Annotated in this window: 14 protein-coding genes; 5 read left to right on the forward strand and 9 right to left on the reverse strand. The window is 65.1% G+C overall.

What is annotated here, in order from left to right; translation table 11 throughout:
• Positions 1-15: 15 nt before the first annotated feature.
• The 4 genes from ACVWZ4_RS27145 to ACVWZ4_RS27160 all read right to left on the reverse strand — a co-directional run bounded on the left by ACVWZ4_RS27145 (position 16) and on the right by ACVWZ4_RS27160 (position 4033).
• Entirely contained in the window at positions 16-1437 is a 1422-nt protein-coding gene (locus ACVWZ4_RS27145; protein ID WP_456703979.1) for an MFS transporter, read from the reverse strand.
• 161 nt (positions 1438-1598) lie between these two features.
• Positions 1599-2624 (reverse strand): aldo/keto reductase, encoded by a 1026-nt coding sequence (locus ACVWZ4_RS27150; protein ID WP_456703978.1) that lies wholly within the window; start codon positions 2622-2624, stop codon positions 1599-1601.
• A gap of 117 nt (positions 2625-2741) precedes the next feature.
• Positions 2742-2972 (reverse strand): hypothetical protein, encoded by a 231-nt coding sequence (locus ACVWZ4_RS27155; RefSeq protein ID WP_456741546.1) that lies wholly within the window; start codon positions 2970-2972, stop codon positions 2742-2744.
• 104 nt (positions 2973-3076) lie between these two features.
• Entirely contained in the window at positions 3077-4033 is a 957-nt protein-coding gene (locus ACVWZ4_RS27160) for an AraC-like ligand-binding domain-containing protein (protein WP_456703976.1), read from the reverse strand.
• A 193-nt stretch (positions 4034-4226) separates the two neighbouring features.
• On the opposite strand from ACVWZ4_RS27160, the gene ACVWZ4_RS27165 reads away from it, so the two are divergent.
• Positions 4227-5243, forward strand: a complete 1017-nt coding sequence (locus tag ACVWZ4_RS27165) for a carbon-nitrogen hydrolase family protein (RefSeq protein WP_456790393.1) — start codon at positions 4227-4229, stop codon at positions 5241-5243.
• A gap of 28 nt (positions 5244-5271) precedes the next feature.
• On the forward strand, positions 5272-6312 hold the full coding sequence (locus ACVWZ4_RS27170) for a phenylacetaldoxime dehydratase family protein (protein ID WP_456741548.1): 1041 nt from the start codon (positions 5272-5274) through the stop codon (positions 6310-6312).
• On the opposite strand, the gene ACVWZ4_RS27175 is transcribed toward ACVWZ4_RS27170, so the two are convergent.
• Positions 6309-6947, reverse strand: a complete 639-nt coding sequence (locus ACVWZ4_RS27175) for an HAD family hydrolase (RefSeq protein WP_456703973.1) — start codon at positions 6945-6947, stop codon at positions 6309-6311. The two genes, ACVWZ4_RS27170 and ACVWZ4_RS27175, sit on opposite strands and share 4 nt — an antisense overlap.
• An 82-nt stretch (positions 6948-7029) precedes the next feature.
• On the opposite strand from ACVWZ4_RS27175, the gene ACVWZ4_RS27180 reads away from it, so the two are divergent.
• Positions 7030-7992 carry a transglycosylase SLT domain-containing protein gene (locus ACVWZ4_RS27180; RefSeq protein ID WP_456703972.1) on the forward strand — a complete coding sequence of 321 codons (963 nt, stop codon included), beginning with the start codon at positions 7030-7032 and terminating at the stop codon, positions 7990-7992.
• A 115-nt stretch (positions 7993-8107) separates the two neighbouring features.
• The gene (tsaA, locus tag ACVWZ4_RS27185) at positions 8108-8599 is read left to right on the forward strand and encodes a tRNA (N6-threonylcarbamoyladenosine(37)-N6)-methyltransferase TrmO (protein ID WP_456741549.1); all 492 of its coding nucleotides are present in this window, start codon (positions 8108-8110) and stop codon (positions 8597-8599) included.
• A gap of 3 nt (positions 8600-8602) precedes the next feature.
• Here tsaA and ACVWZ4_RS27190 read toward each other — a convergent pair whose 3' ends face one another.
• From ACVWZ4_RS27190 to ACVWZ4_RS27205, 4 genes are all read right to left on the reverse strand, one after another.
• Positions 8603-9028, reverse strand: coding sequence for an HIT domain-containing protein (locus ACVWZ4_RS27190; RefSeq protein ID WP_456703970.1), 426 nt, complete (start codon positions 9026-9028; stop codon positions 8603-8605).
• 66 nt (positions 9029-9094) lie between these two features.
• A complete protein-coding gene (locus ACVWZ4_RS27195; protein WP_456741550.1) occupies positions 9095-10336 on the reverse strand; it encodes a GNAT family N-acetyltransferase in 1242 nt (413 codons plus the stop codon).
• 54 nt (positions 10337-10390) lie between these two features.
• Complete coding sequence (locus ACVWZ4_RS27200; RefSeq protein ID WP_456735377.1) at positions 10391-11137, reverse strand: glycerophosphodiester phosphodiesterase; 747 nt, start codon at positions 11135-11137, stop codon at positions 10391-10393.
• Between the two features lie 10 nt (positions 11138-11147).
• A complete protein-coding gene (locus ACVWZ4_RS27205) occupies positions 11148-11615 on the reverse strand; it encodes a RidA family protein (protein ID WP_092236013.1) in 468 nt (155 codons plus the stop codon).
• Between the two features lie 202 nt (positions 11616-11817).
• Between ACVWZ4_RS27205 and ACVWZ4_RS27210 the strand changes: the two genes are divergently transcribed.
• On the forward strand, positions 11818-12663 hold the full coding sequence (locus ACVWZ4_RS27210; RefSeq protein WP_456703967.1) for a cell envelope integrity EipB family protein: 846 nt from the start codon (positions 11818-11820) through the stop codon (positions 12661-12663).
• The last annotated feature ends 51 nt before the right edge of the window (positions 12664-12714 follow it).

Genomic DNA, 12714 nt, shown 5'->3' on the forward strand with positions numbered 1-12714 from the left:
CATAATCGTGGGGCGCTACTCGCCCCTCAAGCGCTGGTCGTCCTGAACGCGAACCTGTTCGGCCCCGCGCGCCCCCGCTGGCGAGAGCCGCAGCATGCTCAGCATCGCGCCGCAGAGGGCAAATCCCACACCGGTCAGAAGAGCAATCCGGGTTCCCTCGACCGGATAGCGCCCGAGGAACAAGGCCACCAGCGCAGCTCCCGTGGTCTGGCCAAGCAGACGGGCTGTGCCCAGCATGCCGCTGGCGCCGCCGGAGCGCTCGCGCGGCGCGGCGGCGATCATGGTGCGGTTGTTTGGCGTCTGGAACAGGCCGAAGCCGAAGCCCGCCAGCGCCATCCGCCAGACTACGTCAAGCGGCGTCGGGTTCACAGGCAGGATAGCGAGCGCGGCGAGGCCACCGCCAAACAGCGTCAGCCCGATGCCGCCGAGCAGGCCTGCCGGATAATGCTCGACCAGGCGGCCGGCCAGAGGGGCTGCGAATGCCACCGCGATCGGCCATGGCGTGATCAGCAAGCCCATATGCACCGCCGAATAACCGAAGCGGCTCTGGAGGTAGAAGGGGATCGCGACGAAGGCCAGCATTTGCCCGCAAAACGAGGCGATCGAGGTCGCAATCGAGAGCCCGAACACCGGGATGCGCAACAGGTCGACCGGCAGCAGCGGCGACTTCATGTGCGTTTCGCGATAGATCAGCAACGCGCCGGCCGTGATCGCGATGGCGAATTGGACGAGGCAGGTCATCGTCGCCTCGCCGTGACCGACGCTGTCGATCGCGGCGATGCCGACGCCGAAGGTGATCGCCGAAAGTCCCGCGCTCTGCCAGTCGAAGGAATGGCTTGCCGGCCTCGTATGCGGCAGGCTGCGCAGGCCGACCAGGAGCGTGACCGCGCCGAGCGGGACATTGATGGCGAACAGCCAGGGCCAGCTTCCGACCGCGAGGATGCCGGCGGCGAGTGTCGGGCCGACGGCCGCGGAGAAGGCGACGACCAGAGCGTTGAGCCCGATGCCGCGTCCAAGCAGGCTGCGCGGATAGGTGAAACGGACCAGCGCCGAGTTGACGCTCATGATTCCGGCCGCGCCGAACCCCTGGATGATGCGCGCGATCGTCAGCAGCGGCAGCGTATGCGCCAGCGCGCAGAGGGCCGATGCCAGCGTGAACAACACGAGCCCGACCAGGTAGACGCGGCGATAGCCGACGATCTCGCCGAGTGAAGCCAGTGGCAACAGTGAGATCGTGATCGCAAGCTGATAGCCGTTGACGATCCAGATCGAGAAGGCCGGGCTCGCATTCAGGTCGATTGCGATGGTCGGCAGGGCGACATTGGCGATGGCGCTGTCGACCACGGCCATGAGGATGCCGAGCGCAATGGTCAGGATCGCCTGATTGCGCTGTGGTTGCGGCAGGCCGTCGGCATGCTCGATCGGGATAGACGACATCGTGTAGGCGTGCTTGAGTCGAGCCGTGAGCGTCCCCTCGATTAGGAAATTGCGCTGCTGATCGCAACCCGGCAGGACGCGGGCGGTTCCTGTGCCGGAAGCAGGCCTCCCGGCGCTCCGGGCATGGATCAGCACGCTCTTCGCAGCTCACCAGCGCGAGCTTACACCGGCGGCGGATTGCGGTCGGAGAAGGTCCCGCGCTGGTGCCAATACGGATAGGGCAGCGTCACCTTGCTCGCCGCATCGAGCCTGTCGATCTGGTCCTTCGTCAGCGACCAACCGATCGCACCGAGATTTTCGCGCAGCTGCGCTTCGTTGCGCGCGCCGATGATCAGCGTCGAAACGGTCGGACGCTGCAGCAGCCAGTTCAATGCAATTTGCGCCACGGTCTTGCCGGTCTCCTTGGCGACCTCGTCGATTGCATCGACGACGCGATAGACCTGTTCGTCGGGCACGGGCGGCCCGAAATCGGCAGTCTGCGGCAGGCGGCTCACGTCAGGCCTTGGCTGGCCGCGGCGGATCTTTCCCGTCAGGCGGCCCCATCCGAGCGGCGACCAGACCACGGCGCCGAGCCCCTGGTCGAGACCAAGCGGCATCAGCTCCCACTCATAGTCGCGCCCGACCAGCGAATAATAAGTCTGGTTGGCGACGTAACGCGGAAAGCCGTGCCTGTCGGCAACGCCGAGCGACTTCATCAAGTGCCAGCCCGAAAAATTCGAGACGCCGACGTAGCGGATCTTCCCGGCACGCACGAGCACATCGAGCGTACTGAGCACCTCTTCCGGCGGGGTGAAGGCATCGAAGCCATGGAGCTGGAACAGGTCGATATGGTCGGTGCCGAGCCGGCTGAGCGAGCTGTCGATGGCGGCAAGCAGATGCTGCCGCGACGAGCCGACGTCGTTGGGGCCGTCGCCGAAACGGAAGGTGGCCTTGGTCGAGACCAGCACCTTGTCGCGGCGGCCTTTGATGGCTTCGCCGAGGACGCGTTCGGATTCACCGAGCGAATAGACGTCGGCTGTGTCGAACATCGACACGCCGGCTTCGAGGCAAATGTCCAGCAGGCGCCGCGCTTCCGTGGCGTCGGTCGTCCCCCATGCCGCGAGACGGCCGACGCCGCCGAACGTGCCCGTGCCAAGGCTCAAAGCGGGTACCATGAGGCCGGACCGGCCCAAGCGTCGGTATTCCATCGAACTGCTCTCCCTCACGGCTGCTGATTGATTGGCGCCGCCTTGGAGGCGAATGGTAATGCAAGCAGGCGCGCCGTCCTATCGCGCGCTGACATACCCGCCTTGCTTCGGAATCGCCTAGTCGTGCAATCGCATGTCATCGAAGGCCGCATCTGCGACCCGCGAACCGACCGTCACCGCAGCAGCTTGCGTTTCGATCCTTGCGGCAGACGAAGGGATGCAGACGGGTTCGTTGGCGTGCCGCGGCAGGAGCGTCAGGCTCCAGCCCACCAGGACCAGCGCGGCGAGCCGGATCGCGATCACAGTGAGCAGCAGCTCTGAGCCACCTATCGTCCCACGAGTCCTCATACCTCTCAGCCTGATCCAGGTCGCAGCACCTGACAATCTGGAATTGGCGAGCCGTGCCTTCGCCTAGGACGAAGGCTCGTGATGATGGCTGAGTGGAATGGCGGTCAGTGCCGCAACCGGCTCTGCCTGAAGTCGCGCGGCGACATCCCGAAATGCTCGCGGAAGACGCGGCCGAAATGCGAGAGGTCGTTAAAGCCCCAGGCAAACGCGATCTCGCTGATGTGGCGATGGGCGAGCATGGGCGAGGCGAGGTCGCGTTTGCATTGGGCGAGACGCTCGGCAAGCACATGGCGCTGGAACGAGGTGCCCTCGTCGGCGAGGAGATCGTTGACGTAGCGTGAGGAGATTCCGAGCGCGGCGGCGGCTTCTGTAAGCGAGAGATCGGGATCGGCGAGGTGACTGCGGATGTGGGCTTTTAGCCGGTACAGCAGGGCGGAGCGATGGGTCGAGGTCGGCAGCGACGTCCCGCCGAGTCGTTCGCTCAACGCCATCGCCAGCAAGTCGACGGCCTGCTCCGACAGGGCCGCGGCGCTGTTGGGCGCCAGCCGGTCCGCGCTCTGGCAAAGCCTGACGATGAAGTCATAGGCGAGCCGCTCCAGCGGCGCGTCGGTCCCGAAGGTGATCGCTGTGAGCGTCTCGGTGCCGCCCAGCCTCCGGTGCAACATCTCGCGGGGCACCTTGAAGATGGTCTGCGAGAATGTGTCCCTGAACTTCAGCTCATAGGGGCGCGTGGTGTCGTAGAGCGCGAACTCGCCGGGATGGATCACGGTCTCGCGGCCGTCCTGCACCACGCCGCCGTCGCCGCGATTGCCGAGCGCGACCAGGATATAGTCCTGATCGGAGCGCGCGATCCGCGAGGGGGTGCGGAAGACGTGCTGGCGTTCGGAGCAGACCTCGGAGCAAACGGCTTTCCCCAGCGAAGCCTGCGTGACCGAGCCCTGAAAGGCACTGCCGAGGTCGGATTTGCAGTCGAGCCCGACGAAGACGTCGCAGACGATGTCCTGCCAGAGGGCAAGGCGTCGGTAGCCGGGGCTGCCATCTGTCGTGAACTGGATTGTCATCGGCCGGCCTCCCTTTCGCATCGAGCAGAACCACGTGGCGCAGATCCAGCCTGACCGCAGGCAAGTTCCGTACCGGGGCGCTATCCATTCCAGTCGAGTTTTTGTTCCGCCGTGGTCGAGCGCGCGGCTGCCCGGCTTGGTCCAATAGACTGCATCGGACGTGGTCTCGGATCAACCGGCAATGGAGGCGGCAATGAGCATCGAACATCCGAAATATAAGGTCGCGGTGGTGCAGGCGGCGCCCGCCTGGCTCGACCTCGACGCCTCGATCGACAAGTCCATCGCTTTGATCAGGGAGGCCGCCGAGAAGGGTGCCAAGCTGATCGCATTTCCGGAGGCCTTCATCCCCGGTTACCCCTGGCATATCTGGATGGACTCACCGGCCTGGGCGATCGGACGCGGTTTCGTGCAGCGCTATTTCGACAACTCGCTGTCCTATGACAGCCCCCAGGCCGAACGGCTGCGTGACGCCGTCCGCATGGCCAAGCTCACCGCCGTGATCGGCCTCTCCGAACGCGACGGCGGCAGCCTCTATCTGGCGCAATGGCTGATCGGGCCCGACGGCGAGACCATTGCGAAGCGCCGCAAATTGCGACCGACCCATGCCGAGCGCACCGTCTATGGCGAGGGCGACGGGAGCGATCTTGCAGTCCATGGGCGACCCGACATCGGCCGCATCGGCGCGCTGTGTTGCTGGGAGCATCTGCAGCCGCTGTCGAAATACGCGATGTACGCCCAGAACGAGCAGGTGCATGTCGCGGCCTGGCCGAGCTTCTCGCTGTACGATCCCTTCGCGCCAGCCCTCGGTGCCGAGGTGAACAATGCCGCCTCCCGCGTCTATGCGGTAGAAGGCTCCTGCTTCGTGCTGGCGCCTTGCGCGACGGTGTCGCAAGCGATGATCGACGAGCTTTGCGACCGGCCGGACAAGAACGCGCTGCTGCATGTGGGCGGCGGTTTTGCCGCCATCTACGGGCCGGATGGCAGCCAGATCGGCGACAAGCTCGCGCCGGATCAGGAGGGTCTCTTGATCGCCGAGATCGATCTCGGCGCGATCGGTGTGGCCAAGAACGCCGCGGATCCCGCCGGACATTATTCGCGGCCCGACGTGACGCGGTTGCTGCTCAACAAGAAGCCCTACAAGCGGGTCGAGCAGTTCGCGCTGCCGGTCGACACTGTCGAGCCGGCGGATATTGGCGCGGCAGCGAGCTGATCGCTGCGGTCGAAGGGAGGGTACGATCATGGAATCCGCAATTCCCGCGCATCTCGAAACCCCGCGCACGCGACACAAGCGCGTGCCGGATGATTACCAGCCGCCTTATCCTTCGTTCGTGGCACGCTACAAGCCCGGTGTGGGCCGCGTCGTGATGGCCTATTTCGGCGTCCAGTATCGTGGGGCGGCGCCGGCGGCTGCGACGGAAGCGCTCGCTGAAATCGACAGGCTGTTCGCCGGCGAGAGCAGTCCCTCGCATTGGGACCGCGCGCACTATGTGGATCAGGCCGGCCACGCCAACACCGTCTCGGTGGCCTATTGGGACGACATCGCGCGCTTCGACGCCTGGTTTGCACCGGCGCGCGAGGTGTGGACCGGAAAGCCTCGCGAGGGCATCGGCACCTTCATCGAGGTGCTGCGTCCCGCTGTGGCGCGGCACGAGACGCTGTTTTCCTCGCTAGGCAGGCCCGAAGGTGTCGCGGTGATTGCCGAGGGCATGAGCGGCGAGGTGCAGGAGCACGCCTATTGGGGCGGCATGCGCGATCGCATTCCGCTGTCGCAAACCGATCCGATGTCGCCGGGCGGCAATCCTGAACTGGTCCATGATGGCGCGCGGTTGCGTGTGAAGGCGCACGACAATCTCTGTCTGATCCGCTCGGGTCAGGACTGGAGCGATACCGAGGCGTCCGAGCGGAAGCTCTATCTCGAGGACGTCGAGCCGGTGCTGCGCGAGGGCATGGACTTCTTGCGCGACGATGGCGCTTCCATCGGCTGCTATGCCAATCGCTACATGCAGGTGCTCTCGGCCGACGGCAAGGCGAGCGAAAAATCCTACGGCCAGAGCTGGTGGAGGAGCCTGGCTGCGCTGGAGCGCTGGGCGGAATCGCATCCGACCCACGTCAAGATCTTCGGTGCTGCGATGAAATATCTGTCGACGCTGGGGCCGGCAGCGAAACTGCGGCTGTATCACGAGGTCACGGTGGCCGCGGCAGACGAGCAGTTCTTCGAATATCTGAACTGCCACGCCAAGACCGGAATGCTGGCGGCGGTGGAGACCGTCAGCGCCTAGCCCACACAGTGGCCGAGCAGTTCCGGATGCGCGGCGCAGACATGATGCGCGCCGGCGTCCCGCAGCTCGGCCTCGTTGCCATAGCCGTAGAGCACGCCGATCGCCGTCATGCCGTTGGTCCGGGCGCCGACCACGTCGTGGCTGCGGTCGCCGATCATGATCGCTTGTCGCGGATCGACTTCGGTCTCGGCGAGCGCGTAACGCAGCAGGTCGCGCTTGTCGACGCGGGTGCCGTCGAGTTCGGAGCCGAACACGCGCTCGAAATACGGCTTCAGCCCGAAATGTTCGACGATGCGGGTGGCGTAGACCGCAGGCTTGCTGGTCGCCACGAAGATGCGCGCGCCGGTTGCGGCGAGCGCCGAGAGCGTGTCGTGGATGCCCGGATAGAGTGCGTTCTCGTACAGCCCAACATCGGAAAACCGTTCGCGGTAGAGCAGGAGCGCCTGATCAGCCAGTGCGTCGGTTCCGGTCAGCGCCTTCAGGCTCGCATGCAGCGGCGGCCCGATGCACCAGGTCAACTCGTCCTGGCTCGGGACCGCCTTGCCAAGTTTTTTGAGGGCATACTGGATCGAACCGGTGATCCCGGGCTTTGGATCGGTCAACGTGCCGTCGAGATCAAAATAGATTGTCCGCATTCTGGCCGGGCTCAGCATTGCCAATTCCGGCCGTTGCTAGTTGCCTTGGGCCCCGAGATCAAGGGCCGATATTAGGAGCGACATGGCGTTGGTCGGGGCTCAGAAGCTGATCTGGTGGGTGCTCGCAGCGGCGGTCGTCGTCACGCCCGTGCACGCCGAGGATGCTCAGGTCCCTCCGACGCAGCTTGGCCCCGAGGCACCGGCGAAACCGGCAGCAGGCGAGCCTGTGCGCGAGAGCGACACACGGGAGTCGATCTGCCTGATCGTGGAGGCCGCCGCGCGTGATGCCAACCTGCCGCTGGAATTCTTCGCCCGGGTGATCTGGCAGGAGAGCCGATTCCAGGCCGATGCCGTGGGCCCGGTGACGCGCAGCGGCGAGCATGCGCAGGGGATCGCGCAGTTCATGCCGGGCACTGCGAGCGAGCGGGGGCTGCTCAATCCCTTTAATCCGGTCCAGGCGCTGCCGAAGTCGGCCGAGTTTCTCAACGAGCTGCGCAATCAGTTCGGTAATCTCGGTCTCGCTGCGGCCGCCTACAACGCCGGCCCCCGGCGCGTGCAGGAATGGCTCGCCGGCACCGGTGGCATGCCGGAGCAGACCCGCAACTACGTCTACGCCATCACTGGCGCGACCGTCGACGCCTGGGCCAAGGCCGGCAGCACCGGCAAGGGGCCACCGAGCTCGCCGCCGACGAGCTGCCGCGACCTGATGGCGCTCTTGAAGCGCGCGCCGAACCCGTTCGTCGCCGAGCTCGAGCAGCATGTCGAGCTTGCCGCTGCCAAGATCTGGGGCGTGCAGCTCGCCGCCGGCTTCGACCGCAACAAGGCGCTGGCGATGTACTCCCGCGCCGTCACGCGCCTCGGCGCGGTGATCGGCGAGCGCGATCCGAGCCTGTTGAGCTCGGTGGTTCGCAGCCGCGGCTCGCACGCCTTCTACCAGGTGCGTATCGGCGCTGATACGCGCCCCGAGGCGGATGATCTCTGCAACCGCATCCGGAAAGCAGGCGGCGCTTGCTTTGTGCTGAAGAACCGGGGCGCGCGCGGATAGAAACGCAACCATGCCAACCGGCGCCAGCTCCCGCCGCTCGCGGTGCAGTCTTCACGCTGGCCGGCAAGTGCTGGTTAGGCTAAAACGCCTCCGAACAGCCAAGGAACTTAAGAGTATGGTTCGCGAAAACGAACTCCGCGAGGGCGAGATCGCCATCGAGCTGCCATCGACGGAAGATGCCGGCCTCGTCTTTATTGGTCGCATTCGCACGCCATGGACCTCGCGGCTCGAGACGCCGCGACAGGGCCGTACGGATGGCCCGATCTGCCGGCTCGAGATCTTCGAGCCGTTCGTGCCGGCGATCAAGGGAGTCGACTTCTATAGCAATCTCGAAGTGCTCTATTGGCTCGACAAGTCGCGCCGCGACATCGTGTTGCAAAGCCCGAAGAACAACGAGAAAACCCGCGGCACGTTTTCGCTGCGCTCGCCGGTCCGGCCCAATCCGATCGGCACCTCGATCGTGAAGCTCGTCGGCATCGAGGGCAATGCCATCCTCGTGCGCGGTCTTGACTGTCTCGACAACACGCCGCTGATCGACATCAAGCCAGACCGTTGCGAGTTCACGCCGCTCGCCGCGCCGCAGCCGGGCGATTTTCAGACGGGGTGAGGATCAGCTCTTCAGCGCAGCGATCAACTTGGTCGCGTTCTCTTCCAGCACCTTGACGTCTTCCTTCCGGCTCGCGGGCGGCAGCATCGCGACGCCGTCGTGGCGAGGCATCACGTGCATGTGGAGATGAAACACCACCTGTCCGCCGGCGGCCTCGTTGAATTGTTGCACGGTGATGCCGTCGGCCTTGAAGGCCTTCATCGCAGCCGCCGCGATCAGGTGCGCGCCGCGCGCAACATGCGCGTAGTCGTCGGGCTTGATGTCGAGGATGTTGCGGGCAGGGGCCTTCGGAATCACCAGCGTGTGCCCTGATACGCGCGGCATGATGTCGAGGAAGGCGAAGACGTGCTCGTCCTCATAGACCTTGTGGCAGGGAAACTCGCCGCGCAGGATCTTGGCGAAGATGTTGTTCGGATCGTAGGCGGTCATGGCGGCGGCTCCCAAGAACTTTGCGCTGCGAATTTTGCGCTTACTGTCACCAGCCCCGCGCACGCGTCAAGACGGCTCGTCGATGCCTTTCCGGAAGGGACCAAGCTCGGCAAGCTCCCGTCCGGCTTCCGCAACATAGGCCCGCTCACGCTCGAGATAATCATCGATGGCGCGGCGCAGGCCGGGATCGGCGATGAAATGGGCCGAGTGTGTCGTCCGCGGCAGGTAGCCGCGTGCAATCTTGTGCTCGCCTTGCGCCCCGGCTTCGACATTCGTGAGACCGTGTTTAATGGCGAAATCAATCGCCTGATAATAGCAGACTTCGAAATGCAGGAAGGGATGATGCTCGACCGCGCCCCAGTTGCGGCCGAACAGCGTATCCGAGCCGATGAAGTTGATGGCGCCTGCGATCCAGCGGTCGTTGCGGCGCGCCATCACCAGCAGCACGTCCCGGCTCATGGTCTCGCCGATCAGCGAGAAGAATCCTCGGGTGAGATAGGGGCGGCCCCATTTGCGCGAGCCGGTCTCCATGTAGAACGCGAAGAAGGCGTCCCAGGCGTCCTCGGTGATGTCTTTTCCGGTGAGCCAGTGGATCGTGATCCCTGCCGCGAGCGCGTCGCGCCGCTCGCGCTTGATCGATTTGCGATGTCGTGAGTTCAGCGTCGCGAGGAAATCGTCGAAGCTGGCAAAGCCCTCGTTGCGCCAGTGGAACTGCTGGTCGGTGCGCTGGAGGAAACCGTGCCGGGCAAGCAGCTTCCACTCCGCCTCGCGCGCGAAGGTAACGTGAACGGAGGAGGCCTTGCTGACGCCGCACAGCGCCACCAGCCCGCTCGCGAGCGCGTCCGCGATGCGCTCGTGGTCAACGCCGTCGCGGATCAGCAGCCTCGGTCCTGTGGCGGGCGTGAACGGAACCGAGACCTGCAGCTTTGGATAGTAACGCCCGCCGGCGCGCTCATAGGCGTCCGCCCAGCCGCGGTCGAAAACGTATTCGCCCTGGCTGTGCGATTTCAGATAGCAGGGCACGACGCCGGCGATCCGGCCATCGATCTTGGCCACGAGGTGCCGCGGTCCCCAGCCGGTGCGGATTGTGGCTGAACCCGATTTCTCGGCGGCCGAGAGAAAGGCGTGCGAGACGAACGGGTTGTAGGCAGGCTTTAAGAGGCCACGGGAATCGCCTGGAAACCCGGATGAGGTTGCCAAGCCATGCCCGTTGCAGGCCCTGCCAGGATTGGCGCAGGCGTCCCAATCCTCCGGCGAGATTTCGCCAATGGACGGTACCGCCTCCAGGGTGATTTCGGATGATGCCATTGCGCCCAAGATCGTGCATTGCAGCAGCGACTTCAAGGGTCGGGAACATCAAGCTTACGGCACGAAACCTTCAAAGATCATCTGATCGGCAGATTGTCCGACCCGCACCCGCTGCTCGGGTGTGCGCACGGTCCAGCCGAGCAGGGCGCAACCGAAGACGTTACGGGCGATCCAGGGGGCCGGTGCCGGGAGATGATCGACCTTGAAAGCCACGAAATGGGGCTGGGTCTGGAAACCGTGGCGCAGGTACAGCATGCTGTCGCGCTGCTTCGGGGTCAGGGAGGCCCAGTACTCGTCCTCGTAACTGCGCTGCGCGACGATGCCGCGCGGGCGGGTGGGCAGGAGTTCACGGAGCGCCAGCACCTGGTCGGGATCAAAAGACATCCCGACGGCGCGCCCCCGATAGGTTGCCAGCACCTCGGCCATCCGCGTCACCAGCTTGCGGTCGCCGTCGAAGTGGCTCTTCACCTCGATCACCAGCGGCACGCGGCCGGCGACCATGGCGCAGAGGTCGCTGAGCGACATCATCCGCTCTGACGTATCCTTGAACGTGATCGCCTTCAGCTCGGCCGCGGTCTTCGCGGCCACCGGGCCGCTTGCCTCGGTGAGACGGCCGAGCGCATGGTCGTGGTGCACCATGGCCTCGCCGTCAGCCGAGAGCTGGATGTCGACCTCGATCGAAAAATTGCCCGCGATCGCCGCCTGCACCGCGCCCGGCATGTTCTCGACGATGCCGCGGGAAATGTCATGCAGGCCGCGATGGGCGACCGGCCGCGCTGTCAGCCAATCCGGGGCTCGCACGATGCCGGCCTCAGGCGACCTCGAAGATGCCGTCGACCTCGACCGCCGCATCCGCCGGCAGCGAGGCGACGCCGACAGTGGTGCGGGCGTGACGGCCCTTGTCACCGAAGGCGGCGACCATCAGGTCGGAGGCGCCATTGAGCACCTTCGGCCCGTCCAGGAAGTCGGGCGCCGAGTTGATGAAGCCGCCGAGGCGCACCACGCGCGTGACCTTGTCGAGATCACCGAGCGCCGCCTTCACCTGTGCCAGCAGGTTGATCGCGCAACCGCGCGCGGCCGCGGCGCCGTCCTCGACCGAAACGCCGGCGCCCAGCTTGCCCTTGGCGATCAGCTTGCCGGCGGGATCGAAGCAAACCTGGCCGGACACGAACAGCAGATTGCCGGTGCGCACGAACGGGACGTAATTGGCCACGGGGGTGGGAGCCTCGTGCAGCTTGATGCCTTGTTCCGCCAGCTTCTGCTCGACCGTGCCCGCCATGTCTCGACCTCAATGTCTGGAAAACTCATCCTCTCCGGCGCCTTCGTGACGGCCGGGCGCGGCATGTTTCGCCGATCGAGCCGACACATGCAAGCCGGCTCAGGAGGTTCTGTGAGGCGCAACTTTACGTGAAACCGCCGCAGTTGCGACGCAATGGAACGGTCATTAAAGTGTCGAATCTGCGCGTCCTCAGGGAACAGACATGGTGCACCTTTTCCGGACTTCCCTCGGTGTCATGGCGCTCGCGGTGGCCGCTCTCGGCGCCGGTACCGGCGCGCATGCCTCGAGCGCTCCATTTCTCGCGCACCAGGCGCTCTACGATCTGAACCTCGTCAAATCGCGTTCCAATTCCATCAGCAGCGCGCGCGGCCGCATCCTCTACAATTTCGCCGGCAACAGCTGCGAAGGCTACACGTCCGAATTCCGCCAGGTCTCCGAGCTCGACAGCGGCGAGGGCAAGATCACGCTCAGCGATCTCCGCTCCAATTCCTGGGAGGACGCCGCCGGAAAGAGCTACCGCTTCAAGATCGAAACGCGGATGAACGAGACCGAGGCGGGCCTGGTCGACGGCTCTGCGGTGCGCAACGGCGACCACATCGACGTCAAGCTGAAATTGCCGGCGCCGAAGAACTTCACGCTCGACGGCAAGATCGTGTTTCCGACCGAACAGATCCAGCGCATCATTGCCGCCGCCAAGGACGGCAAATCGCTTCTCGAGCTCTCAGTCTATGACGGCTCCGACGATGGCCAGAAGGTCTACAACACGCTGACCGTGATCGGTCAGCCGATCCCCGCCGACCGTACCGCTTCGCCCGATCCGGCGACGGCGGACGAGCACATGAAGTCGCTGACGCGCTGGCCGGTGACGGTCAGCTATTTCGATCGCGACGTCCCGCAGAAGGAAGGCGAGCAGACGCCTGTTTATGCGATGTCGTTCGAGCTCTACGAGAACGGCGTCTCCCGTCAGCTCGTGCTCGACTACAACGACTTCGTGATCTCCGGCGCGATGGGCAAGTTCGACGTCAAGGACAGCAAGCCCTGCAATTGAGGGGCGAGGCTAGCCCCAAGCACAGTCTCCGGCTACGCTCCCTCCCGACCA

It is taken from the genome of Bradyrhizobium sp. USDA 4472, assembly GCF_054058595.1.